The following is a 26,353-nucleotide window of genomic DNA, read 5'->3' as shown; positions in this document are numbered from 1 at the left end:
TAATAAATGAAGAATAAAATGAAAGGGTATTCAAAGAGTGGAAAATGAAAAATATCCAAATAATGAAGCTGATCTGATTTAATGATAAAAGTAAAAATTAGTATATAGGAAATGCATAACTTGTCAGCAACAGATAGTTCGGCGAATGCCAAGAATCTATGATAGACAAAAGGAGGGAGCCAACATGTCCGTTATAACAGATAAATTAGGCCGCCCGCTAAAGGATCTTCGTATTTCTGTGATCGATCGTTGTAATTTTAGATGTACGTATTGTATGCCGAAAGAAATTTTTGGCAGGGATTTTATCTTTATGCCGAAGGAGCAGCTATTAAGCTTTGAGGAAATCGAACGCTTAGCTCAAATTTATGTAGATTTAGGTGTTCGAAAAATAAGATTAACTGGGGGAGAGCCTCTTTTAAGAAGAGATTTACCCACTTTAATAAAGAAATTAACGGAAATTGACGGTTTAGAAGATATCGGTTTAACGACAAATGGTTCGTTATTGGGGCATATGGCAGAAAAGTTAAAGGCTGCCGGTCTGCAGCGTGTCAACGTCAGTTTAGATGCATTAGATGAAGAATTATTTCAATCAATAAATGATAGTGGGATCAAACCGGAGCGTGTCTTAACAGGGATTGAGAAGGCGAAGGAAGCGGGCCTGGAAGTGAAAGTGAATATGGTTGTAAAAAAAGGAATGAATGATAAAGAAATTATTCCGATGGCAGCCTATTTTAAAGAGCGGGGAATCGCGTTGAGATATATTGAATTTATGGATGTTGGTCAGTCAAACGGCTGGGATTTTAGTAAGGTTATCACCAAAAAACAAATCTTCGAAGAACTAAAGCAACATTTTGATCTGGAGTCTGTGGAACCGGCATACCTTGGTGAGGTTGCCAAACGCTATCGTTATCGGGGGACGAATACAGAGGTCGGGTTTATTACATCGGTATCAGAGTCCTTCTGTTCCACCTGTACCAGAGCAAGGATTGCAGCAGATGGAAAAATGTATACCTGTTTATTTGCTGAAAAGGGTTTTGATTATAGAGAAATGTTACGTTCCGGTATGAGTGATGAAGAAATAAAAGATGCAGTGGTTTCCGTATGGAGCAATCGAACAGATCGCTACTCCGATGAACGGACAGAAGAATCCGCAAAAAACAGAAGTAAAATTGAAATGTCTTACATTGGCGGTTAAAGGACAGTGATAAAGATGGAGCGATATTCTCGTCAAATGTTATTTTCTCCAATTGGAGAAGAAGGGCAGCGGGAAATTTCAAATAAACGTGTGCTTATTGTTGGCTGTGGCGCACTAGGTTCAGCAAATGCGGAAAATCTGGCTCGGGCAGGTATCGGTGAATTGTTACTTGTCGATCGGGACTATGTCGAATGGAGTAACCTTCAAAGGCAGCAGCTCTATACGGAAGCAGATGCCCTAAATCAAATTCCAAAAGCTGTTGCAGCAAAAGAAAGATTGCATGAAATCAATTTGGAGGTGGAGATAGAAGCCTATGTGCTGGATGCTGATGCAGCTGCTTTAAAGCCGTTATTACGAGGCATCGATTTAGTGATTGATGCTACGGATAATTTTGATACCCGTTTTATGCTGAATGATTTATTGCAGAAAAATCGAATACCATGGATATTCGGGTCTTGTGTTGGAAGTACGGGAATGAGTTATACCATTTTTCCAAATGAATCCCCGTGCCTCAGGTGTTTACTTGATGCGATTCCTATCCATGGTGCAACCTGTGATTCAGCAGGAATTATATCACCGGCTGTACAGATGGTGGTTGCTCATCAAACGACAGAAGCACTGAAGATTCTTGTTGGAGATAAAGAGGCTCTGCGTACGTCACTTCTAACTTTTGATTTATGGAATAATCAGTACCATACGATGAAAGTGGAGCGGGCGAAAAAAAGGACTTGTCCTTCATGTGGAGAAAATCCAAGCTATCCATCATTAAATGATTCATACCGTACAAAATCAGAGGTGCTTTGCGGCAGAAATACGGTCCAAATCAGAAGCCGCCAAGAGCCTGATTTTCATTTGTTGAAGGAACGGCTAAAAAGAATTGGAACAATGAAAGCAAATGATTTTTTAATATCCGTTGAATATGAGATCTATCGTCTGGTTTTCTTTCAAGATGGAAGAACATTGATTCATGGAACTAATTCAATCGAAAAAGCGAAAAGCATCTATTATCAATTAGCAGGATGAAGGTGATTAACTATGGTAGAAAGAAGAAAACCGATTAACGTAAATGAAGCCATCTCACGAATGATACGTTTTGCAAAAGCGGGAAGCGTGGAATACATTCCAATTGAAAAAAGCTATGGCCGTTTTCTGGGAGAAGATTTAATCGCTGACCATCATGTTCCGCCATTTGACCGCTCTCCATATGATGGTTTTGCTGTACGTGCTGCAGATACGGATTATACTTCCCGTAATCATCCAGTCGAACTGGAGATAGCAGGAGAAATTGGTGCGGGGAGCGTCTTTGAACGTCCAGTAGCAGCTTGTGAAGCGGTTCGGATCATGACCGGGGCACAGATTCCTGATGGATGTGATGCTGTCGTGATGCTGGAAGAGGTAAACGAATTAGTAAGAAACGGAAAAAAATACATCCAGATAAAAAGAAATATAAAAGCAGGAACCAACATTTCCTTTACGGGAGAGGATACTCAAAAAGGAAGCATACTTACCAAAAAGGGAACCTATATCACTCCCGGCATTGTAGCACTTCTTGCAACCTTTGGTTATAAAAAAGTACCGGCAGCAAAGAAGCCCAAAATTGGAGTAATTGCAACCGGCAGCGAATTATTAGAGGTGGATCAAGCTTTGGAGGCCGGTAAAATTCGAAACAGCAATGCCTATATGATTCAATCACAAATTACTCGTGCTGGTGGAGAGGCTTTATACTTTGGACAGTTTAGTGACGATTTGGAAGTGTGCTATAACCAAGTGAAAGAAGCGATTGACGAGGTCGATATGCTGATTACTACTGGCGGTGTATCTGTTGGTGATTATGATTACTTACCAGATATTTATGCAAAGCTTGGTTGTCATGTTTTATTCAATAAAATCAAAATGAGGCCTGGAAGTGTGACAACGGTAGCTGAAAAGAATGGAAAATTATTATACGGGCTATCCGGAAATCCATCCGCATGCTATGTCGGTTTTGAACTGTATGCCCGGCCTGCTATCCGGACATTTTTGCATAGCAGCTATCCATTTTTAAAGAAAGAAACAGCAACACTTGGTGCAGATTTTCTAAAATCCAATCCATTTGATCGTTTTGTAAGAGGGCATATAAGCTATCAAGATGGTCGTTTAATCGCCACACCAGTTGGATTGGATAAATCAAATGTTGTTTCGTCCTTAGCAGGAGCTAATATTTTAATTCTGCTGCCAGGAGGAACCAGAGGATATGAAGCAGGAAGAGATGTGTCTGTCCTTTTATTAGAAGATCAGGAAGGGCTGACCATGGAACAATTTATGGAAAGGGACGTCAATTCCAGAAAGGATTAGAGAAAAGATGAATCATCCATTATATGAGATTGTTGAGGAGCCGATAGAAGTAGAGAAAATCATTAAGAAAGTAGAACGAAGAGAAGCAGGAGCAATTACTACTTTTATTGGTACCGTACGCGAGTGGACAAGTGGTAAACGGACAATGTATTTAAAATATCAAGCTTACCAGCCGATGGCCGTAAAAATGCTGCAAATGATTGGTGAGGAAATGGAAGAGAAATGGCCGAATTTGAAAGCAGCCATTACCCATCGAATTGGCGAGCTGGATATTTCAGATATCGCTGTAGTTATCTGTGTTTCATCTCCACATCGAAAGGAAGCCTATGAAGCAAATGAATATGCGATAGAAAGAATGAAACAAATTGTACCTATTTGGAAAAAAGAACATTGGGAAGATGGAGAGACCTGGATAGGGGACCAATTAGAAAAGGTTGCTTACCCTGAAGGAAGTCCGGATATGGAGGATGTGAAAAAATGATTCGTATTTTACTTTTTGCAGGCTTACAGGAAAAATTGGGAAAAAGCAGTCTGGTGTATGAATGTGACACCATAACGATTAAAGTGTTAAAAGAGCAGCTCAAAACAGCATATGAGTTATTTGAAATGGATCATGTCATGACAGCAGTAAATGAGGAATACGCAATGGAAGATGATATCGTGAAATCTGGAGATACCGTAGCTTTCATTCCCCCAGTCAGTGGTGGATAAATGAATATTATTCAGATTGTAGGATATAAAAATAGCGGAAAAACAACGCTTGCAGCAAAGCTGATCGAGCATGCAGCCCAAAAAGGGTTCCGGACTGCATCCTTAAAGCATCATGGTCATGGCGGTGTTCCAGAGGGAATATACGAGACAGATAGTGAAAAACATAGACAAGCAGGTGCACTTATTTCTGGAGTAGAAGGAGACGGTGTATTCCAGCTGACAAAAGAAAATTGGACGTTGGATGAGATGATTCAAATTTATGAGTTTATGCATGTAAATTTACTAATCATTGAGGGTTTTAAAGCCTACTCCTTTCCAAAGGTGGTACTCATAAGCAATGAAAAGGATCTCGAACTATTAGATAAAGTTGAAAACGTAAAAGCTGTTATCACCCGAGTACCTCTTGAAAGAGCCTATCCTTTTCCAGTTTTTAAACAACGTGATATGAATGGAATTTGTAAGTGGTTGGAGAGCCAGTTAAAAAAAGAAGCATTTTTGAATAACTAATACTTCACCCCGTTTTTTGCTTGTAATAACGTGCTTGTTTACGTATTAGCCTACTTTCTTGTATATATTTTTTTGTTAATTTCCTTTCTTTTGTTATGAATTTGTGAAAATTGTTCAATGAGGTGCATTGTATGGAAAAAATAGCAGGCATTCTTCTGGCTGGGGGAAAATCGAGAAGGTTTGGCAGTCCTAAAGCATTTCTTCAAATGGATGGAAAGTACTTCTATCAATATTCCGTGGATTCGATGAGGGAAATCGTGGATTCGATAGTTATAGTAACTAATACTGAATTAAAGGCATCTTTCCATGCGGAAGAAGATACTTTTACGATAATAACAGATCAAAAGAATGTTAAAGGACTTGGCCCATTAGCCGGGATTTGTACGGGGATGAAATATATATCAGCAGATTGGTATATGACGGCTCCAATTGATGTGCCATTTATAAATACGGCTGTTTTTCATACGCTGTTATCCTACAAAAAAGATGGGATTGCTGCGATTGTGCCAGTTGTTTCAGGAGAAATCCAACCGCTTATTGCAATCTATCATCACAGTGTAAAAGAAGTTATCTTGGACCAGCTTCAAAAAGAGTTACTATCCGCACATCAATTACTGGAGAATTTACATGTAATATATGTCCCTATAGAAGAGGAAAGGTGCTTTTATAATGTCAATCGGCGGGAGGATTATAACAGGTGGATTGTGGATCAAAAAAATGAAAATAAATAGAGGAGTTTTAAAATGCTCACAACTCATCGAAAACATGCAGCTAAACATATATCGTGTGCTGTTATCACAGTCAGCGATACAAGGAATAAAGAAACTGATAAGAGCGGGAAGAAAATCATCGATTTATTAACAAAGCATCAACATCAAGTGAATTTTTACGAAATCATTCCTGATGATGGAGATCAAATTCGAAGGACTGCAGAAAAAGCGATTAGCTACGAAAAAATAGATGCGGTTATTGTAAATGGCGGGACAGGAATATCCCGTCGAGATGTCACGATTGAATTTATCGAGCCTTTATTTGAAAAACAGCTTCCCGGTTTTGGGGAACTGTTTAGACATTTGAGCTTTCAAAATGATATTGGGACAGCCAGTATCTTATCAAGAGCAATTTGTGGAGTCCGTAATCATTGCGTTATTTTTTCCATTCCCGGGTCAACTGGTGCGGTAGCTTTAGCAATGGAAAAAATAATTCTGCCGGAAATTGGTCATATGGTTAGAGAAATTCATAAGGATTTAGAACACTAATAAGGGAATGTTTAGCATGAAAAAGTATTATATGTTTATTTGTATCTTTATCTTGTTTCTATTTGCAGCAGGATGCTCTAAAAATAATGCGGATGAGGTGGACTTAAATATTTCTGCCGCAGCCAGTATGACAGAGAGTTTAACAGAACTGACTGAAATGTTTGAAGAGGAGCACCCTAACATTCATATTTCTTATAATTATGGCGGTTCTGGTTCATTGCGACAACAAATTGAACAAGGAGCTCCGGTTGATATTTTTCTTTCTGCGTCAAGTATTGACTATGACAAATTAGCTGATCAAGACATGGTCGATGAAGGGAAGGCAATACTTACAAATCAACTCGTTTTAATCAAATCAAATAAAGAGGACATAGAATCCCTGGACGATTTTATGGCTGGTGAAGATAAAGTAATGGCAGTCGGCACCCCGGAAGCAGTTCCGGCAGGTTCTTACGCAAAAGAAGCATTGCAGGAATTAGGAGTATGGGAGCAGCTGGATAAACAGAGCCGGCTAGTATACACGAAGGATGTTACTCATGTGCTTACGTTAGTAAAAGAAGATGCTGCTGATGCCGGTCTTGTGTATGCCAGTGATGTAATAGATGAAGATGGTGTAACAGTTATCCAAACCTTTGATTCAAACCTGCATTCCCCAATTGAATATTATATTGCGACACTTCAAAATGAAGATCAGGAGGAAGAAGTGCAGCAGGCAAAAGATGCTTATTATCAGTTTATATCAAGCGAAACAGCCAATGAAGTATTTGAAAATTACGGGTTCCAGCCTGTGAAGTAGGTGAGTAACATGCAATGGTCATGGCATCCTGTCCAGTTATCATTTTATGTGGCAACAGTTGCAACAGTTATTGCTTTTCTTTTAGCTATTTTAGCGGCCTTTTGGATAGTTCGTAAAAATAGAAAGGGAAAGGCGATTATAGAGACGGTCTTTTTTCTGCCATTGGTGTTACCACCGACAGTCGTAGGCTTTTTTCTTATCATTATGTTTGGTACAAATAGCTGGATAGGTCAAATAATAGAGGGAATAGCCGGCAAGAGTATATTGTTTACATCTACAGCAGCGATCATTGCCGCAGTTGTTGTCTCATTTCCGTTGATCTATCAATCTATTAAAACAGGATTTTTATCGGTCGATAAGGATATTATAGGAGCAGCAAAAGTGGATGGAGCAAACGATTGGGCCGCCCTCATAAAGATTATTCTGCCTTTGTCGTACCGTTCCCTTACTACAGGTGCAGTACTTGGATTTACAAGAGGATTTGGAGAATTCGGAGCCACATTGATGTTTGCTGGGAATATACCTGGAAAAACCCAAACGATCCCAACAGCGATTTATTTAGCTATAGAAACGGGAAGAATTCCACTTGCCTGGTATTATGTTTTAATTAGCATTGGTTTATCTTTTTTACTGCTGTTTATTATTAATCGGATGAAACCAAATGATTAATTTTGAGTCAATTATTCATGTTTGCACATAGAAAAAAGGGGACAGTGGAGTCCCCCTCTAAATCATCTCTTATAATCACCGCTTTTACCACCGCTTTTTTCAAGTAAATAAGTTTGCCCGATATTTTATAAGGAATAGCAACTTTAGTTGAGGACGAAAAATAAAGGATATATATAAGTTGATTGGTAATACCAAAAAACCAATTGACAATATTTTTTTGATTTATTATAATTTATATAAGGTTATGAATATATTATAATTTTGATAATAAATGAAAGAGGGAAACTAGGTAGCCGAGTATTGAATAGGCATTTAAATAATTTAAGAGAGGTGTGTTTTATGAAATTGAAAAAAAGAATATAAGAAAATAAAAATTTACTAACACTTGATCTCAGAAAATTTATTTTGGAGCATGAATTTTTGAAAAATAATTCAGTAAAAATAATCATAATGAGGTTACTTCTTATATAACCTTACTAATAAAGAACAGAGTTTAGAAAGAGTATTAAATGTTTATCCTATATTATTTTATTGGTCATACCAACATACCTTTGCACCTGTATATGAGATAATTTCGAATAATCGGTTAAAAGTATTGAAAGGGGTTTCATTTGAAGGCTATTATTATAATCTCAAAGTAGTATTTTAATGGTAGCAAAAAAATAGAAACATAATATACATGAAAAAATTTACCGATAGCAGATATTTCAAATTATATTTCAGGCGGAAAATAATTATATTCGATTCGGATCGTTTTTGATTTTGTAAGCGCAATCATTATTAGGTAAGTGATTTAATGCAGTCAATGTATAAATCATATCTGGAAATTAAACAATTAAACAATATAATTTATAGTATCTTGCAGATGAATAGTCAACAATTAGTTGGGAGTTTTAACTGAAGGTACAGGGAGGAAAAAAGTATATGAGCAATAATATGAGTAATAAAATGGTTGATACAAAACAATCGAAACCGACAAAACAAAGAGTTTTGTTGATGACTACGATATTTCTTGGTATCTTTGTCGCCTATATGGACCGGAGTAATGTTTCCGTTCTCGTAGCAGATCCTAAATTTTTAAATGATCTTGGTATAGCAGGTGACCAATTTAAAATCGGAATGATTATGACGAGCTTTTTGATGGCTTTTGGTATAGCGAGCCTAGTGGGGCCTCCACTTATTAATTTTATGGGGCCACGTAAAGCGATGGTTCTCGGAATGATTTTATGGTTTGTTTCCTCAATTCTAGGTGCAACTGCGTTTACGTTTACAACCATAATTATTTCCAGAATTATATTGGGTATTGGTGAAGGTGTTAGCTACCCACAATCTGCTGTATATATTAAAAATTGGATTCCTCCACAGGATCGCGGTAAGGCCAATACAACTTGGGTAGTAGGTCAGTCTTTATCACTTGCTGCTACAACCCCAATCATTGCATTTATTATAGCTGCGTGGGGGTGGCGGGAAAGCTATGTGTTTCTTATAATTGCAACTATTATTCCAATGTATCTATTTTGGTTTCATACGACAGATAAACCTAAAGATCATAAAAAAGTTAATAAAGAAGAACTTGAATATATTGAAGAAGGGTTAGCTAGGGAACCAATTAAAGAAATTACTAAAAATGATACTTTTAAAGAAAAGTTTTTGAGTTTTGGAGGGAAAACACGTTTCTGGATGCTTGTTATTTGGTATATGCTTATGAATTTTAATGGTTTTGGAATACAAACATGGCTTCCCACCTATTTAAGTGATGCTCGTGGCTTTTCATGGGGAGCAATGGGATTCTTAGCATCATTGCCATTCATATTTCTTGTATTCTTTAAAATTATGGCTGGCTGGCTGACTGATAAAACTAGCAGAAAAGCAATTATTATTTTCCTTTCATTCAGTGCTTTGTTGGCAGGTGGATCTATTTATTTTGCAGTATCTATCCCCAATAATTATGTGGCAGCTGCATTAATCGCCTTTGGTTATGCTTTTTCTGGAATGGCAAATGGAGTAATATTTGTTTTATTACAAGATATCGTACCTGCTAGAACAATTGGAGTTGCTCACGGAGTTTTAACTGGTTTTGGATTTTTCTTTTCATCATTATCACCGATGATTATGGGTTATGCTATTAGTTTTGGGGATTATGATACAGGATTATATTTATTAGTAGTTGCAAATATTATTGCTGCAATAATTAGTTTCATTTTATCTTTCTTGAAAGTGAAAGGTGAAGATGATAAAAAAATTGAAGTAACATAAATATAAATGCACACATCAATAATAACCTCACCAATTCTTGAATTATTAGATATGAGTATTTATTTTCATCAAGCAGCCATCTATCCCTTGATAGAATCTAGCACAGGAACTCTTGATCAGTAAGACAAGTAATAGTTTCATTTTATTTTATAAAGCCTGGTTCTTGATATTGAGGGGAACTTTAATTATATAGAGGGAGGTGAAATATTAACTCTAAAAGGAAACTATTAAAAAGAATATATGAAACCGATTAAAAAGTAATTAAATTCCTGAAAATTTAAAAACGGAGGCATGATTATAATGGAATTGAAATATCATATGGACGAAGTAGGAGTTAATACTGAAGGTTTTAAATCTGGAGATTTTCCTGTAGTAGTATCGTTTGAAGAACAGTATGGAATAGGGCATAAATCAGGGAATTTACTTGTAACATCTATTGTAGGAGATGTTGGTTTAACATTGAAAATGATTCTAAAAAAAATGAGAAAATCGTACGACGATATTTTAATGCTTGTAGATTTTGAAAGAAATCCCGAGAAAAATAAAAGATTTGAAGTTATTCAAATAAACTTTGTTATTAAAAGTAATAATGTTGAAGAAGATATAAAGGAAGAGCTTCTTGAAACTATATACTCTGAGAGTCCGATAATTCAAAGTGTTTGTAATAATATTGATATTAAGCTTACTATGGAGATCCAGTCTGGTAATGAAGCATAAGTTATCGGATAAACATAGATTTTATATTGAGAATAGTATAAGTTAAAAGAAATTTGGAAGTTGATATAGCTAATAGAAGGTTTAAATATAGAAAAAATAAGATTATAAATTAATAAATTAAAAAATGGGGGCATGATTTTAATGACAATGAAATATTATATGGATGAAGATGGATTTAGCACAGACTTAAATTATGGAACAATACGTGTGGTAACACCATTTCATGAAGAGTTTGGGATGGGCTATTATCCGACACAACTACTTACAACCTCTTTGACAGCCTGTAGTATGCTGACATTGGATATAGTACTAAAGAAAAGAAGAAAAAAATATGATGATATTTCAGCATCTACTAAGGTTAAAACTGATCCAGATAAGAAAAATAAAGTAGAAGGTGTCCATATACATTTTACTATTAAAAGTGATGAAATTAACGAAGAACAAGGTGAAAAAATATTAGATATGGTATATAAGAACTGTTCGATGATACAAAGCCTTTGCGATAGTATTGAAATTACAGAATCCTTTGAAATACAACCGAATATTGTAGTATAAATCTTATTCTAAAGAGATCGCAAGCAATTAAGAGTAGATTTAAGTTTTCTCTTCAACTGGCTATTTTGGGTCAACGCTGAAATCTATAGTGGATATTAATAAATAAGTAAAGTAATGAAACTAGCTAGCAAAATGTTTTTTCATAATGGTTGTTTATTTTAAAATTACTTCTAATTTGTCAACCATAGATATTGGTGAAGAGCAGAAGAATGACGAATCGTATACTAAAGTGATAATTTAAATAAATTACAAGAAACCAACAGAGATTATAGTATGAGCTTTGTTTTATAAAATTAATTATTACATCTGTAGACGTTATTTTACCAGAAGCAAATTATTCTGAAAACATGGATGAAAACAAGGAGGATTATTATGAGTGATATTCTTTATAAAAAGTCTAACCTAAAACGGTTACAGGAGTTATCAAAGTTAGTTCCAAAAACATTTCAAGCATTCAATCAATTTAATCAATCCGCATTATCAGAAGGTGTACTTTCAAAAAAATTAAAGGAATTAATTGCTGTTGCTGTTGCTCATGTCACCGGTTGTCCCTATTGCATTGAAGCTCATGTAGGTAATGCGAAGAAACTCGATGTTTCCAAAGAAGAAATATCTGAAGCGATTCTGGTAGCTACTGCTCTGAAGGCGGGCTCTTCTATTGCTCATGGTGTCAATGCGTTAAATGCCTTTGATAATATAGAGGATGATGAACTCTATAAAAACTCATTTCGAGAGCGATTTAAAGAATTTGCGGACTTAAGTCCAGAACCTTTCCGTGCATTTGTGGAATTTGATACGGCAGCCATGAAATCCGGATTGTTAAGCAGTAAAGAGAAGGAACTGATAGCTGTAGCTGTTACTCATGTAACAGATTGCCCTTATTGTATTGAAGCTCATATAGGTAAAGCGAAAAAACTAGGAGCGACATTGGAAGAAGTAGCAGAAAGCATTTTTGTAGCAACAGCTTTAAAAGCGGGTTCTGCTTACACTCATTCTGTCAATGCGCTTAATGCATATGATAGATGATCTGACAAACTAGCTCTTTCTTCAAAACAAGAAATTAAAAAATGCCTCTACCGCAGTGTACCGCACTGTGGTAGATTTAATTTACCTTCATTTTACATGATCTAGTAATTTAACCTTTCAAGGACTGTAATCGAAGTAAAACGCTTCTTTCCAAATTGGAAAAGGGTATGAAGTGAAATCCGAAAGAGTTACATGTAATTTGCAGATTGGATCAGAATTTATATGGAGTTGATTAAAAGTAAGGGTAAAATTTATGGTAAGACCAAACAACCATTTGACAATAGATACTTGATTTATTATAATTAATTTAAAGTTATAAAAATAAAATGTAATTATAACTTGTTACAGGTAAAAGGATTAGGGTGAAAGGGCAAGAAATGAAAGGGGTTAAATAATTTAGAAGGAGATGTATTTTTATGCCAGAAGAAAAAGTGAAAACACAATATGTAGGAAATATAAAAGATTTGCCGGTAGTTGATATTTCGAATTTTATTTTAGGCGGAGAGAAAAGGATCGTATTTGGTCCGGATCGTTTTTGGGATTCGCATGTGATGCGTCATTTAACTTTGAAGCCTGGAGCGGTGGTACCACTTCATGATCATCCATGGTTACATTGGGCTCTTTGTGTTGGAGGAGAAGGTAAATTTGTTGTAGGGGAAGATGAATACGATATAGAGAATGGTTCGTGGATGCATGTTCCTAGCAGCGCTTCGCACCAATTCTGGAATACCTCTAAAACAGATGCGTTAGAAATTATTTGTATCGTTATACCAAAAGGAGATGTAAATCCGGTTGGAGATGCGAGAGGTTGCTAGAAACCGTTTGATTTCAGATGTAAATATAGAATATGACAATCTTTTCAGATGGATATGAGCCATTTCTCAGAAGGGAAATCAGAATATAATAAAAATAATTGAATCCGGTTACAACTTATATAATTGCATAAAAGTAAGAATTAAAGGGGATAAGTTAGAACTAAAAAAATATATTTTTCAATGGTAATACCAATATACCAATAAACCTTATGAAAATAATTTGATTTATTGAAAGGGTTTGCGTATAACGAATGTTATTCTAAATTAGGAGGAGAAAATTATATGCCAAAAGAAAAAGTAAAAACACAATATGTAGGAAAAATAAAGGATTTGCCGGTAGTTGATATTTCGAATTTTATTCTAGGTGGAGAAAAAAGAATCGTATTTGGTCCAGATCGTTTTTGGGATTCGCATGTGATGCGCCATTTAACTCTGAAGCCTGGAGCAGTGGTACCACTTCATGATCACCCATGGTTACATTGGGCTCTTTGTGTTGGAGGAGAAGGCAAATTTGTTGTAGGGAAAGATGAATATGATATAGAGAATGGTTCATGGATGCATGTCCCTAGCAGTGCACCACATCAATTCTGGAATACTTCTAAAACAGATGCGTTAGAAATTATTTGTATCGTTATACCAAAAGGAGACGTAAATCCGGTTGGAGATGCGAGAGGTTGTTAGATTACTTTAGTTTTAATTTTCAATTGCAGAACTTAAATAATTAATTAGAGATTTATTATAATAACTTCAGGAAAATACTAGGAGGGAATTTATATGCCGATGAAAACAGATAAAGCTATAGTTAAGAAGATTAATGGGGGTGGCGTTGAAGCAAGTGCCGGCGGGTTTAAAGTTGTATTGGATACAGCGGATGAAGGTGAACGCCAAGGGATGACTCCCGTGGAGCTGATGCTCTGCAGTCTTGGTGCTTGCCAGGCTTTAACGACGTCTATTTTAGCAGACCATCATAGAATTAGTATTGAGGATATAAGAGTAGAGATAGAAGGAGATATGGATTCAAATGGTTTTTCAGGAACTGACCCGAATGTTCGTTCAGGATTTCAAAAAATAAGACAACATTTTCATATTAAAAGTAATGAATCTGAAGAAAGAATAAAATTGCTGATGGAAATGGTTGAAAAGAAATGTCCGGTTTCAGATTCCATTAATAATGGTGTGGAATTTGGAAAGTCAGTATACACGTTAAATTCTTAGTTAGTTAGGATTAGCAGTCTCTTAAACTAAATAGCTATCTTTTGAAACTTGTCAAAAAATACTAAGTTTGATTACAACCCACAGTTATTAACAGGGAATCGAATAAATAACTTAATTCAAATTAAAAAATATTAATACTTTTAAACTGGAGGTTTTATTAATGAGCGGTATTGGTATGAGGATTCTTCCAATAAAAGAACGCGCACCTAAGGAACTTATAGAAGCGTTTACTGGTATCGGAACGTCAATTGTTAGCGATAATATGGCAAGACTGCATGGCTGCCCTAATTTGGCATTCCCTTTTCAAACGAGAAAAAAACTTATTGGTTCAGCTTTTACTGTAAAGACAAGGCCGGGAGATAATTTGCTTATTCATAAAGCGTTAGACTTGGCTGCGCCGGGAGATGTTCTTATTGTCGATGCAGGAGGAGATACAACAAACGCTCTTATAGGCGAAATTATGCTGAAAATGGCTCTTAAAAATGGAATAAAGGGTCTAGTCACCAATGGCGCTATTCGCGACTCGGATGCTTTTAGAGATAGTGAATTTACGGTATATGCAAAAGGAGTAACACATCTTGGCCCTTATAAAGATGGCCCGGGCGAAATTAATGTTCCGGTTAATATAGATGGAATGATTGTAAATCCGGGGGATATTATTCTTGGAGATGGAGATGGAGTTATCTCAATTCCACTTGAACAGTCCAGAGAAATACTGGAAGTGGCAAAGGATAAAATGGAAAAAGAAGAAGCAAGTTTGAAGCAACTCGATAATGGAACATATAATCATGGTTGGGTGGACGAAATTTTAAAATCAAAAGGTTATAAACTTGAAGAATAGAAGTTATTAATTTTTAATTTCTCTAATTTGTAAGCGTAACCAGAATTGTCCTAAAAGATTCGATATTGATGTTTAATTTGTGTGTCGTAATTTGAGTTTATATGTGTGATGATGTTCAGAAATCCTCTAGCGTTTTAATGGAATAGCTAACTACAGTCCCTAGTGAGAAGCAGCTAATTAATGACTTTTTACAAAGAATACTCACATGATGTGACATTCTTTGTAGAAGTCATCACAATACATAAAAAGATCATTCGTAGAAGTTGCGTCAACTAGACTTTCAATATTTAGCAACTTTTGAACCACACACAGTATAAGGGATTTATGTTTTAAATAATTATAAAAACGGAAGGTGATGTTTAAATGTCTAATTTTGGAAACAGGGTTTATTCTAAAGTTAATCGCCCGGAAAAAGAGCTTGTCGAACAATTTTCTAACCTCGAGGTAGCGGATATTTCCGATTGTATGAACAAAATGGGATGTATAGATTCTTCTATCAGGCCATTCAATGATGTAAATCTATTGGGAACAGCGGTTACGGTTAAGGTTCCAGGAGGAAATAATTTAATGTTTCATGCGGCACTTTCTTTAGCAAAAGAAGGTGATGTTATTGTAGTCGATGGAGAAGGATATACAGGACGTGGAATTTGCGGTGAGAATATGATAGAAATTGCCCGTCAAAAAGGAATTAGAGGGTTTGTAGTTGATGGAGCAATCAGAGATTCCAAAGCTGCAGTCAACAGTAAAGACTTTCCAGTGTTTGCTAAGATGATTCAGCCTAATGGAGCTGCTAAAGGAAACGGACCAGGTGAAGTAAATGTGCCTGTTAGTGTAGGCGGTACAGTAATCTATCCAGGAGATATTATTGTTGGAGATGAAGATGGGGTAGTAGCAGTAAGGCCACAATATGCGGAAACTATTGCAGCGGAAACTAAAGAGTTAGCTGAAAAACAAGCAAAAAATTTGGAGCTTATCAAAGCTGGGAAATCAGATCGGAGTTGGGTAACAAAAGCTTTGGAGAATGCAGGATATAAAATTCTGGATCAGACTTGGGATGAAAATTAATATATAACATGGAACTGGCTTTAAAGATTAGAGTCTGTAAAGAAATTGATTTAAAAGGTAAAATTGCTTTTCATAAAGCAATCTTATTTTTCAAAAGTTGCTAGAGTAATGGAGAAATAATGTTTACCACTAAATGAAATCACAACAGGTACATTTGATTTATCGAAATTTTTATATAGATTTCATATAAAATTAAATCTAGATGAATTGGCTATATAAATTTGATAGAGTATCTTGACGTTGAACAGTCAATAGTTGGTTGTGAATTCTGACTGAAGATACAAGGAGGAAGAAACCAAATGAGCAATGAAGTGATTGATACAAAACAATCAAAACCGACAAAACAAAGAGCTTTCCTAGCGGTTACAATCTTTATTGGCGTCTTTGTCGCTTACATGGATAGAAGTAATGTTTCTGTTCTTATAGCAGATTCTAAATTTTTAAATGATATGGGTATAGCTGGTGACCCGTTTAAAATTGGAATGATTATGACAACCTTTTTGATTGCTTATGGTGTAGCCAGTATAATAGGTCCCCCTCTTATCAATTTTATGGGTCCGCGAAAAGCCATGGTTTTTGGTATGGTATTATGGCTTGTATCCTTGGTCCTTGGGGTTACTGCGTTTACTTTTACAACGATAATTATTTCGAGAATTATTTTGGGGGTCGGTGAAGGTATTAGTTATCCGCAGTCTGCAGTATATATAAAAAATTGGATTCCACCACAAGAACGTGGTAAGGCCAATACAACATGGGTAATTGGTCAATCTATTGCCCTTGCAGTCACTACGCCTATTATAGCATTTATTATCGCTATAGGAGGCTGGAGAGAAAGTTATGTATTTCTTATAATTGCAACGATGATTCCGATGTATCTATTTTGGTTTCATACTACAGATAAGCCAAAAGATCACAAAAAAGTTAATAAACAGGAACTTGAATATATAGAAGAAGGTTTGGCTAAGGAGCCAATCAAAGAAATTACTAAAGAAGATACTTTTAAAGATAAGTTTTTGAGCTTTGGAGGTAAATTTCGTTATTGGTTGCTTGTTGTTTGGTTTATGCTAATGAATTTTACTAGTTTTGGAGTACAAACATGGCTTCCTACCTATCTGAAGGAAGCTCGTGGTTTTTCGTGGGCGGAAATGGGATTCTTAGCATCATTGCCATTCATATTTATTATGTTCTTTAAAATGATAGCTGGTTGGGTTACCGATAAAACTAGCAGGAGAGCTATTGTAATTATTTTATCAGGATGTATGCTGTTAGCAGCTGGATTAATTTTTGTTGCCGTAACTATCCCTAATAATTATGTAGCGGCAGTGTTAATAGCTTTTGGTTATGCCTTTTCCGGTATGGGTAACGGAGTAGTATTTGTATTAATGCAAGATATCGTACCTGCTAGAACTGTTGGCACCGCAACTGGAGTTTTAACTGGCCTAGGACTATTGTTTTCATCATTATCACCTATGATTATGGGGTATGCTATTAGCCTTGGAAATTATGATACCGGTTTATACTTATTGGTAGCATCTGGTGTTATCGGTTCAGTAGTTATTTTCATTTTATCTTTCTTAAAAGTTAAAGATGAAAATAATGAAAAAATTGAAATAGCCTAGTTTAAAAGATGCAATAATTTATAGGAGGTGATGCACTAAATTTAAAAGGTAATCACAAGATGAGTGCAAATAGAAAATTAGAACTTATTGAATTCCAAATATTTAAAAAGTGGAGGCGTGATCATAATGGAACTAAAATATCACATGGATGAAGTAGGGTTAAACACGGAAGGCTTTAATCATGGCGACTTTACTATAGTAACACAATTGGATGATGAATATGGAATGGGCTATAAATCATCTAGTTTACTTATATCTTCTGTTGTTGGAAGTGCTGGGTTAACGTTAAAAATGCTGCTGAGAAAAATGAGAAAGAAATATGATGACATTTCAATGAATGTAGAGTTTGAAAGAAATCCGGAGCAAAGAAAGAGAATTGAAGTTATTGAAATTAACTTTGTTATTAAAAGCAATGATATAGAAGACAGTTTAAAGGAAGAGCTTATAGAATCTATACATTCTCACAGTCCAATCATCCAAAGTGTTTGTAAAAATATTGACGTGAGACTGACAATGGAAATTCAGTCAGGTGATGGAGCATAGATTGTCTTATAATGAAGACTTTCATATTGAGAAACATATTGGCTGAAAGAAAATCGGAAGCTGGTTATAGAACTGGAAGCTTTATATATAAATTGATTTAGAATAGGAATTAATAACTTTAAAACATGGAGGTACGACTGCGATGACAATGAAATATTATATGAAGGAAGATGGATTTAGCACAGATTTAAACTTTGGAACATTACAAGTAGTAACACCGTTAGATGAAGAGTATGGACTTGGCTATAACCCGACACAACTACTTGCATCTTCTCTTGCAGGCTGTAGTTCATTAACATTGAACATGGTTCTAAAGAAAAGAAGAAAAAAATATGATGATATTTCTGTAACTGCAAAAGTAAAAACCAACCCAGATGAAAGAAATAAAGTAGAAGGTGTTCATGTACATTTTGTTATTAAAAGTGATGATATTAACGAAGAGCAAGGAAAAAAACTATTAGATATAGTATATAAGAATTGCCCTATGATGCGTAGTGTCTGCGACAGTATTGAAATTACAGAATCTGTTGAGATTCACCCAAGTGTTGAAGCTTAAGTTTTAATTGGAAGAGATTGTAAACATACATGAGCCAATCCAATAATTACCTTAAAAGAAAAGGTATGTGTGTAGCAATCTCTTTTTAGTTTCTACTCTTATGAATGCTTTTTTAGAGATTTTTTTCTGTAGTTGAATATATGAACTATTGGCAAAAGAAGGAGGAATTTTCAGTGAATCTACCTGAAGAATTGTATTATTCAAGTGAACATGAATGGGTGAAAGTGGAAGGGGATTTTGTAAGAATAGGGGTTACTGATTTTGCCCAATCTGAATTAGGGGATATTGTGTTTTGCGAATTACCAGAGACCGGTGATGATGTCCAGACGGGTGAAAAGTTTGGAAGTATTGAATCTATTAAAACAGTTTCCGAATTATATTCTCCTATAAATGGTAAAGTAGTTGAGGTTAATGAAGAACTAGATGACAGTCCTGAGTTCGTAAATGAATCCCCTTATGAGAAAGCATGGATGATTGTTGTTGAACCTGCAAATATGTCAGAACTTGATGAACTGATGACTGCTGAACAATATGAAGAAATGTTTTCAAAAGATGATTAGGTGTATTGACTAATAAAACAATTAGGGATATTTCTGATCATTGTTCTAAAGAAAACTAATGTAAAGATGCAGCATTCATATATCAGTGAATGCAGTTAATAAATTTTAACACGAGTGTTGGTTAACCAATAATATTCAACCAAAACATACAAAAGACACCTTTCTAGTAGAATCTGGCTACCAGACAAACAAACTGTAGAAGAGGTGTCCTCATGGTATGAAGGAGGCGTAAGTTATGGCAGCAGAAAATTCTCCAGTAAAAGTAGATACACTTATTGTTGGTGCTGGTCCAGGCGGGTATGTAGCAGCAATTCGTGCAGCGCAATTGGGGCAAAAGGTTACTATTGTTGAAAAAGGACCTTTAGGTGGTGTTTGCTTAAATGTAGGATGTGTTCCTTCTAAAGCGCTTGTTGAAGCAGGATACAAATATCAGAATGCAAAAGGCTCTGAGGATTTAGGTATCACAACAAAAGAAGTAGATCTTGATTTTTCTAAAGTACAAGAATGGAAAGGCTCTGTTGTAAATAAACTTACTTCTGGTGTACAAGCTCTATTAAAAGGAAATAAAGTTGATATTGTTAATGGAAAAGCTTACTTTGTTGATGAGCATACAGTAAAAGTTACTGACGAAAAAAACACTCAAACCTATCAATTTAACAATTGTATTATTGCTACGGGTTCATCATCAATTGAAATTCCTTCTTTCAAATTCTCCGAAAGAGTATTGGATTCTGAAGGAGTCATGAGCCTAACCGAAGTTCCAGAAAAATTGATTGTTATTGGGTGTGGTTATGTTGGTACCGAGTTAGGTACAGCTTATGCAAATTTTGGTACAGAAGTAACATTCATAGAAGCTGCGAAAGATATACTTGATGGATTTGAAAAACAAATGACACAGATGGTTAAAAAGAATTTGAAGATAAAAGGTGCTAAAATAATTACTCAAGCAATGCCAAGATATGTTGAAGAAACAAAAGACGGTGTAAAAGTGACTTATGAAACGAAAGGAAAAGAAGAAGTAGTTGAAGCTGATTATGCACTTGTTACTGTAGGCCGTCACCCTAACACTGAAGAACTTGGCTTGGAACAAATTGGCGTTGAAAAAGAAGACAGTGGCTTGATTAAAATCAATAATCAAGGAAGAACTTCTGTAAGCAATATTTTTGCTGTGGGTGATATCGTACCTGGCCCTGCTTTAGCTCATAAAGCATCTTATGAAGCTAAGATTGCTGCAGAAGCAATTAGCGGGAAAAAATCAGCAATTGATTATAAAGTAATCCCTGCAATTGCATTTACAGAGCCTGAATTGGCTACTATAGGTTTAACAGAGAGGGATGCAAAAGATGCAGGCTATGAGGTAAAAGCATCGAAATTCTCATTTGCTGCAAATGGACGTGCATTATCATTAAATACGCCAGAAGGCTATGTGAAATTGGTTTCCAGAAAAGAAGATGGTATCATCATTGGAGGACAAATTGCTGGTGCCCGTGCAAGTGATATGATAACTGAAATTGGAATGGCTATTGAAGCCGGAATGACTGTAGAAGATATTGCATTGACTATCCATGCTCATCCAACTTTGGGTGAGATGACGATGGAAGCTGCGGAATTTGGTTTAGGTACACCAGTCCATACAATGTAGTTTTGCAAAAAAGACGTGCTTTGGGTGAAATCGTCTGACATATATTACTGGCATCGTAAATTTAAAATTAAATTGATGCGTAAGTACTGAGACTATATAGAGGCTAAACAAAGCAATTATAAATAATAATCTTAAGTTAGATTTGCATTTTTGCGCTTGTAGCGATAATATTATATCAAGAATGATAAAATGCGGAGGGGATTATATTGATGCCTGATGTAACGATTAATCACCGTGAAAAAGCCCACGCTCTTTTAAAAGCTGATGCTGAGAAGATACTTCGTTTAATCGAGGTTCAGATAGAAAATTTAACAATGCCACAATGTCCTGTATATGAGGACGTACTGGATACACAGATGTTTGGCTTATCTAGAGAAATTGATTTTGCCGTTCGCCTAGAATTAATTACAGAAGTAGAGGGACGAAATCTATTAGGAAATCTGGAGAAAAAGCTTAATATACTACACGAGGCTTCACAAAGTACATTGTGATTATAGCTGCCTGTAACTGTGACAGTACTAAAATAAAACTTTGCCAATTGAAAGAGCGGCAAGGTTTTTTTATAGTATCACAGGGGCAATACAGAACGTATAGTAAGCTAAAAAGAGATTTAAAGCTGATAAACTATAGTTTTGAAACTCTTTTTAAATCTTTTAGAGCTCGCTATTGTTTATCATATGTTAAAAAATGTATACTGACAAAAGAGAGATAAATAATAACAGCTCTATAGATATTATGATATACTGTTAAAAATCTCTTAATCTTACATAATGGCTAGGAGAAAAAATATAATGTTAAAAAATTGGAAACACTTCGATTTCACATTGATGATCGCCCCAATTCTATTAGCTGGTTTTGGAGTAGTAATGGTATATAGCGCAAGTATGGTAGTAGCTGTTGTGGATGGTTTTAACAGCAATTATTACCTTATAAGGCAATCGATATTCTTTATCATTGCACTTATCGGTTTTGCCGTCATATCTTTTTTGCCCTACCAGCTTTATCAACGACTGATGAAGATAATCATTATATCTTGTATTGTTTTACTGGTAGCCGTTCTTTTCTTTGGAGATACAGTCAATAATGCAAGATCATGGTTTCGTTTTGGTCCATTCAGTCTGCAGCCTGCAGAGGTTGCCAAGCTTGGTTTAATTATTTATTTGTCTGCTATTTATTCTAAAAAGCAGGCATACTTAGACCAATTTAGTAAAGGTGTATTGCCACCACTTATTATCACTGCTGTTGTTCTTGGATTGATTGTAGGGCAGCCTGATATCGGAACTGCCTCCATTATTTTTTTAATGGCTTGTTCTGTGATTTTTGCTTCCGGTATTAAATGGAGGCATCTATTTCTTTTGGTGTTCACTGGACTTATTCTACTGGCGTTTGCAATTCCAAATATGGTGACGGAGGAAAGGCTATCGCGTTTTACAGGGGCCTACCAGCCGTTCAATTCACCAGATTTAAACGGTTATCAATTAATTCAATCATACGTAGCAATTGGTAACGGCGGTTTAACTGGAGAGGGTTTAGGTCAAAGTATTCAAAAACTGGGCTTTCTGGTGGAAGGTCATACAGATTTTATTATGGCCATTATTGCAGAAGAACTTGGTTTTGTAGGTGTTGCTATTGTTTTAGGTCTATTAGCAGCTATTGTTTTTAGAGGACTTTATATTTCAAGACAGTGCCAGGACAGTTTTGGCTCCTTACTTGCACTTGGAATTGCATCGATGGTAGGAATTCAAACCTTTATTAATTTAGGCGCTATTAGCGGAGTTCTGCCAATTACTGGTGTTCCCTTACCATTTATCAGTTATGGAGGATCTTCATTATTGTTCATGATGATAGCCATGGGGATTCTTAATAATATCGCTATGCAGGTTAATAAGAAAGAAATTGAAAAGGAAGAGCTGGCACCCAAACCCGGCTTATTTCAAAGAAAATCTATTAATTCATACAGAGGTGGTAAAGCATGACAGAATTAAAGCAGATTAATAAAGTACTAGTTGCAAACAGAGGAGAAATAGCTATACGTGTATTTCGCGCCTGTACGGAGTTAAATGTCCGTACAGTAGCTGTTTACTCCAGCGAAGATTCTTCTTCCTTTCACCGGTTTAAAGCGGATGAAGCATATTTAATCGGTGAAGGAAAAAAGCCAATCGACGCTTACTTAGATATTGAAGGAATCATAGCTTTAGCGAAAGAAGTAAATGTTGATGCTATTCACCCGGGTTATGGATTCCTTTCTGAAAACATTGATTTTGCAAAACGTTGCGAAGAAGAGGGCATTATTTTTATTGGGCCAAACAGCAACCATTTGAATATGTTCGGTGATAAGGTAAAAGCCAGAGAACAGGCACTGGCTGCCAACCTGCCGATTATCCCGGGTACTGATGGTCCGGTTGAATCTTTAGAAGATGTAAAAGCTTTTGGAGATGAGTTCGGGTACCCGATTATTATTAAAGCTTCGCTTGGCGGCGGCGGAAGAGGAATGCGTGTTGTACAAGATGCAAATGAAGTGGAGAACGCATATGACCGCGCAAAATCGGAAGCAAAAGCTGCCTTTGGTAATGATGAAATTTATGTTGAAAAATTAATAGAGAATCCCAAACACATTGAAGTACAGATTATTGGTGACAGTCACGGGAATATTGTTCACTTATATGAGAGAGACTGTTCCGTGCAGCGCCGTCATCAAAAATTAATTGAGGTTGCTCCAAGCCTGTCTCTAAATGATGATCTAAGAGAAGCAATTTGCCAGGCAGCTGTCGATTTGATGGAAAATGTTGATTACATTAATGCAGGTACAGTCGAGTTTCTTGTAACTGACAACGATTTTTACTTCATCGAAGTGAATCCGCGTGTTCAAGTAGAGCATACAATCACTGAGATGATTACTGGTGTTGATATTGTTCAAACGCAGATAAAAATTGCGGATGGTTTTGGATTGCATGATAAGGAAATCGGCATACCGGAACAAAGTAAAATTACAACGCAAGGTTTCGCAATTCAATCCCGCGTAACTTCAGAAGACCCATTGAATGATTTCATGCCTGATACAGGTAAAATCAATGCCTATCGAAGCGGCGGCGGATTTGGTGTCCGTCTGGATGCAGGAAACGCATATCAGGGAGCAATTATTTCACCTCACTATGATTCATTATTGGTTAAAGTGTCTACCTGGGCTCTTGATTTTGAGCAGGCAACCATTAAAATGGTGCGTAACTTAAAAGAATTCCGTATCAGAGGAATTAAGACAAATATTCCATTCCTTGAAAACGTTATGCTTCACGAGCAATTTTTATCAGGAGAATATGATACGACTTTTGTTGATAAAACACCAGAACTATTTATTTTCCCGGTACGGCGTGACCGCGGAACCAAAATGCTGACGTATATTGCAAATACGACTTTAAATGGGGTAGATGGTGCCGAAAAACAAGAAAAACCGGATTTTGATAAATTATTTATTCCAAATATTGAAAATATAGAAACACAGCCCGGAACGAAGCAAATTTTAGATGAGCGTGGTCCGGAGGGGCTTGCGAAATGGCTGAAGGAGCAGAAGCGGGTATTATTAACAGATACGACATTCCGTGATGCGCATCAATCATTATTAGCTACACGGGTCCGTACAAATGATTTATTACACATTGCGGAGCCGACAGCAAAATTACTTCCAAACCTGTTTTCTGTAGAGATGTGGGGCGGGGCAACGTATGATGTAGCATACCGTTTTTTAAAAGAAGATCCTTGGGAAAGATTGCTGCAGCTGAGAAAACGCATGCCGAATGTATTATTCCAAATGCTGCTACGTGCCAGCAATGCTGTTGGATATAAGAACTATCCGGATAACGTTATTGAATTATTCGTGAAAAAGAGCGCTGAAGCTGGTATAGATGTATTCCGGATTTTTGACAGCTTAAACTGGGTAGAAGGCATGCAGGTAGCAATTGATAATGTGCGTAAAACAGATAAAATTGCGGAGGCTGCTATTTGCTATACTGGTGATATTTTAGATACCGGCAGAACGAAATATGATATTGATTATTATAAAAATATGGCAAAAGAATTAGAAACTGCAGGTGCCCATATTCTGGGGATTAAAGATATGGCAGGATTACTTAAGCCGGAAGCTGCATACCAGCTGATCAGCACATTAAAAGAAACGGTGGATATTCCAATTCATTTGCATACACATGATACAAGCGGAAACGGTGTTTATGCTTATTCAAGAGCAATTGAAGCAGGTGTGGATGCAGTAGATGTTTCTGTTGGCTCCATGTCTGGAATGACCTCACAGCCAAGTGCACAGTCACTATATTATGCATTAGATGGAACTGAATATCAGCCGGAACTGAATATCGGGAGATATGAGGAAATTGGACAGTACTGGGAAGGTGTCCGGGAGTACTATAAAGATTTTGAAAGTGGTATGAAGTCACCACATACAGAAATCTATCACCATGAAATGCCGGGTGGGCAATACAGTAATCTGCAGCAGCAGGCAAAAGCTGTTGGACTCGGTGATCGTTGGAATGAAGTGAAAGCTATGTTCCGTAAAGTGAATGATATGTTTGGAGATATTGTAAAAGTTACTCCATCTTCTAAAGTTGTGGGTGATATGGCGCTGTTTATGGTGCAAAACGATTTAGATGAGGAGACAATTTATGAAAAAGGCGACTCCATTGATTTCCCTGATTCTGTAATCGAATTTGCTCAAGGTTACATTGGACAGCCATATCAGGGCTTCCCGGAAAAACTGCAAAAACTGATTCTGAAAGATAGAAAGCCTATTACGGTCAGACCTGGTGAGCTGTTAGAGGATGTAGATTTTAAAGAGATGCGTGATACACTGTATAATGAATTGAATCGCCCGGTTAACAGCCATGATTTAATTTCTAATGCACTTTATCCGAAAGTATTCAAAGACTACCAAGATTTCTTGAACACATATGGTGATATGTCTGTATTAGATACGCCAACTTTCTTCTATGGAATGAAACTTGGTGAAGTGATTGAAGTAGAAATTGAAAAAGGTAAAACATTGATTGTTAAATTAGTTACTATTTCTGAACCGAAAGAAGACGGTACCCGTGTTGTTTATTTTGAATTAAATGGACAATCCAGGGAGATCACAGTTCGTGATAATAATATAGAGTCTGCTATTGCGGCGAACCCGAAAGCAGATAAATCAAATCCAAATCATCTAGGGGCAACTATGCCTGGAACCGTTCTTGAAGTACATTGTGCAAAAGGAGACTCGGTTAAAAAAGGGCAGCATCTAATGACAAATGAGGCAATGAAAATGGAAACTTCTGTACAGGCGCCGCTTGATGGTGTAGTTAAAGAAATACATGTACAGAAGGGAGACTCTATTGCAGTAAATGATTTATTAATCGAATTTGAGTAAGCAAAATAAATTCCCCTGGCAAGATTGCCAGGGGAATTGTTATGTTATAGGAGAATTAT

General features: G+C 36.2%; 27 protein-coding genes. All 27 read left to right on the top strand.

Annotated elements, in window-relative coordinates:
• Positions 1–184: 184 nt before the first annotated feature.
• The 27 genes from moaA (at position 185) to pyc (ending at position 26,294) form a co-directional block, all read left to right on the top strand.
• Positions 185–1,195 carry a GTP 3',8-cyclase MoaA gene (moaA, locus tag IEX29_RS22525; protein WP_229720339.1) on the top strand — a complete coding sequence of 337 codons (1,011 nt, stop codon included), beginning with the start codon at positions 185–187 and terminating at the stop codon, positions 1,193–1,195.
• A gap of 15 nt (positions 1,196–1,210) precedes the next feature.
• A complete protein-coding gene (locus tag IEX29_RS22520) occupies positions 1,211–2,218 on the top strand; it encodes a MoeB/ThiF family adenylyltransferase (protein ID WP_188737463.1) in 1,008 nt (335 codons plus the stop codon).
• Positions 2,219–2,230: 12 nt separating this feature from the next.
• The gene (locus IEX29_RS22515) at positions 2,231–3,529 is read left to right on the top strand and encodes a molybdopterin molybdotransferase MoeA (protein WP_188737461.1); all 1,299 of its coding nucleotides are present in this window, start codon (positions 2,231–2,233) and stop codon (positions 3,527–3,529) included.
• 7 nt (positions 3,530–3,536) lie between these two features.
• The gene (locus tag IEX29_RS22510) at positions 3,537–4,010 is read left to right on the top strand and encodes a molybdenum cofactor biosynthesis protein MoaE (protein WP_188737459.1); all 474 of its coding nucleotides are present in this window, start codon (positions 3,537–3,539) and stop codon (positions 4,008–4,010) included.
• Positions 4,007–4,240, top strand: coding sequence for a molybdopterin converting factor subunit 1 (gene moaD / locus IEX29_RS22505; protein ID WP_188737458.1), 234 nt, complete (start codon positions 4,007–4,009; stop codon positions 4,238–4,240). The genes IEX29_RS22510 and moaD overlap by 4 nt, the downstream gene beginning before the upstream one ends.
• The gene (gene mobB, locus IEX29_RS22500) at positions 4,241–4,747 is read left to right on the top strand and encodes a molybdopterin-guanine dinucleotide biosynthesis protein B (RefSeq protein WP_188737456.1); all 507 of its coding nucleotides are present in this window, start codon (positions 4,241–4,243) and stop codon (positions 4,745–4,747) included.
• Positions 4,748–4,878: 131 nt separating this feature from the next.
• Positions 4,879–5,478: a molybdenum cofactor guanylyltransferase gene (locus IEX29_RS22495; protein WP_188737454.1), complete on the top strand. Its 600-nt coding sequence runs from the start codon at positions 4,879–4,881 to the stop codon at positions 5,476–5,478.
• Between the two features lie 12 nt (positions 5,479–5,490).
• Entirely contained in the window at positions 5,491–6,006 is a 516-nt protein-coding gene (locus IEX29_RS22490; protein WP_188737452.1) for a MogA/MoaB family molybdenum cofactor biosynthesis protein, read from the top strand.
• Between the two features lie 16 nt (positions 6,007–6,022).
• Entirely contained in the window at positions 6,023–6,802 is a 780-nt protein-coding gene (gene modA, locus IEX29_RS22485) for a molybdate ABC transporter substrate-binding protein (protein WP_188737450.1), read from the top strand.
• Positions 6,803–6,811: 9 nt separating this feature from the next.
• Positions 6,812–7,471: a molybdate ABC transporter permease subunit gene (gene modB, locus IEX29_RS22480; RefSeq protein ID WP_188737449.1), complete on the top strand. Its 660-nt coding sequence runs from the start codon at positions 6,812–6,814 to the stop codon at positions 7,469–7,471.
• Between the two features lie 924 nt (positions 7,472–8,395).
• On the top strand, positions 8,396–9,727 hold the full coding sequence (locus tag IEX29_RS22475; RefSeq protein WP_188737447.1) for an MFS transporter: 1,332 nt from the start codon (positions 8,396–8,398) through the stop codon (positions 9,725–9,727).
• Positions 9,728–10,027: 300 nt separating this feature from the next.
• Positions 10,028–10,444: an OsmC family protein gene (locus IEX29_RS22470; protein WP_188737445.1), complete on the top strand. Its 417-nt coding sequence runs from the start codon at positions 10,028–10,030 to the stop codon at positions 10,442–10,444.
• A 141-nt stretch (positions 10,445–10,585) separates the two neighbouring features.
• Entirely contained in the window at positions 10,586–10,999 is a 414-nt protein-coding gene (locus tag IEX29_RS22465; RefSeq protein WP_188737443.1) for an OsmC family protein, read from the top strand.
• A gap of 372 nt (positions 11,000–11,371) precedes the next feature.
• The gene (locus IEX29_RS22460; RefSeq protein WP_188737441.1) at positions 11,372–12,025 is read left to right on the top strand and encodes a carboxymuconolactone decarboxylase family protein; all 654 of its coding nucleotides are present in this window, start codon (positions 11,372–11,374) and stop codon (positions 12,023–12,025) included.
• Between the two features lie 416 nt (positions 12,026–12,441).
• Positions 12,442–12,840, top strand: coding sequence for a cupin domain-containing protein (locus tag IEX29_RS22455; protein ID WP_188737439.1), 399 nt, complete (start codon positions 12,442–12,444; stop codon positions 12,838–12,840).
• Positions 12,841–13,122: 282 nt separating this feature from the next.
• Complete coding sequence (locus IEX29_RS22450; protein WP_188737437.1) at positions 13,123–13,521, top strand: cupin domain-containing protein; 399 nt, start codon at positions 13,123–13,125, stop codon at positions 13,519–13,521.
• A gap of 93 nt (positions 13,522–13,614) precedes the next feature.
• Entirely contained in the window at positions 13,615–14,055 is a 441-nt protein-coding gene (locus IEX29_RS22445; RefSeq protein ID WP_188737435.1) for an OsmC family protein, read from the top strand.
• Positions 14,056–14,215: 160 nt separating this feature from the next.
• Positions 14,216–14,896 (top strand): RraA family protein, encoded by a 681-nt coding sequence (locus tag IEX29_RS22440; protein ID WP_188737433.1) that lies wholly within the window; start codon positions 14,216–14,218, stop codon positions 14,894–14,896.
• 363 nt (positions 14,897–15,259) lie between these two features.
• Positions 15,260–15,961 carry an RraA family protein gene (locus IEX29_RS22435; RefSeq protein ID WP_188737432.1) on the top strand — a complete coding sequence of 234 codons (702 nt, stop codon included), beginning with the start codon at positions 15,260–15,262 and terminating at the stop codon, positions 15,959–15,961.
• A gap of 299 nt (positions 15,962–16,260) precedes the next feature.
• On the top strand, positions 16,261–17,580 hold the full coding sequence (locus IEX29_RS22430) for an MFS transporter (RefSeq protein ID WP_188737429.1): 1,320 nt from the start codon (positions 16,261–16,263) through the stop codon (positions 17,578–17,580).
• A 126-nt stretch (positions 17,581–17,706) separates the two neighbouring features.
• Positions 17,707–18,123, top strand: a complete 417-nt coding sequence (locus IEX29_RS22425) for an OsmC family protein (protein WP_188737428.1) — start codon at positions 17,707–17,709, stop codon at positions 18,121–18,123.
• A 142-nt stretch (positions 18,124–18,265) separates the two neighbouring features.
• Positions 18,266–18,679 (top strand): OsmC family protein, encoded by a 414-nt coding sequence (locus tag IEX29_RS22420; RefSeq protein WP_229720338.1) that lies wholly within the window; start codon positions 18,266–18,268, stop codon positions 18,677–18,679.
• Between the two features lie 173 nt (positions 18,680–18,852).
• Positions 18,853–19,239 carry a glycine cleavage system protein GcvH gene (gene gcvH / locus IEX29_RS22415; protein ID WP_188737426.1) on the top strand — a complete coding sequence of 129 codons (387 nt, stop codon included), beginning with the start codon at positions 18,853–18,855 and terminating at the stop codon, positions 19,237–19,239.
• A 235-nt stretch (positions 19,240–19,474) separates the two neighbouring features.
• On the top strand, positions 19,475–20,881 hold the full coding sequence (gene lpdA / locus IEX29_RS22410) for a dihydrolipoyl dehydrogenase (RefSeq protein WP_188737424.1): 1,407 nt from the start codon (positions 19,475–19,477) through the stop codon (positions 20,879–20,881).
• A 209-nt stretch (positions 20,882–21,090) separates the two neighbouring features.
• Complete coding sequence (locus tag IEX29_RS22405) at positions 21,091–21,372, top strand: Fpa/YlaN family protein (protein ID WP_188737423.1); 282 nt, start codon at positions 21,091–21,093, stop codon at positions 21,370–21,372.
• Between the two features lie 300 nt (positions 21,373–21,672).
• Positions 21,673–22,857, top strand: a complete 1,185-nt coding sequence (gene ftsW, locus IEX29_RS22400) for a putative lipid II flippase FtsW (RefSeq protein ID WP_308423663.1) — start codon at positions 21,673–21,675, stop codon at positions 22,855–22,857.
• Positions 22,854–26,294 carry a pyruvate carboxylase gene (pyc, locus tag IEX29_RS22395; RefSeq protein ID WP_188737421.1) on the top strand — a complete coding sequence of 1,147 codons (3,441 nt, stop codon included), beginning with the start codon at positions 22,854–22,856 and terminating at the stop codon, positions 26,292–26,294. Before ftsW ends, pyc begins: the two co-directional genes overlap by 4 nt.
• Positions 26,295–26,353: the final 59 nt, after the last annotated feature.

This window comes from Oceanobacillus neutriphilus (assembly GCF_014645515.1).
GTDB classification, from domain to species: domain Bacteria; phylum Bacillota; class Bacilli; order Bacillales; family Amphibacillaceae; genus Oceanobacillus; species Oceanobacillus neutriphilus.
The sequence above is the reverse complement of the archived record's forward strand: the minus strand, read 5'-3'. Positions and strand labels throughout refer to the sequence as shown.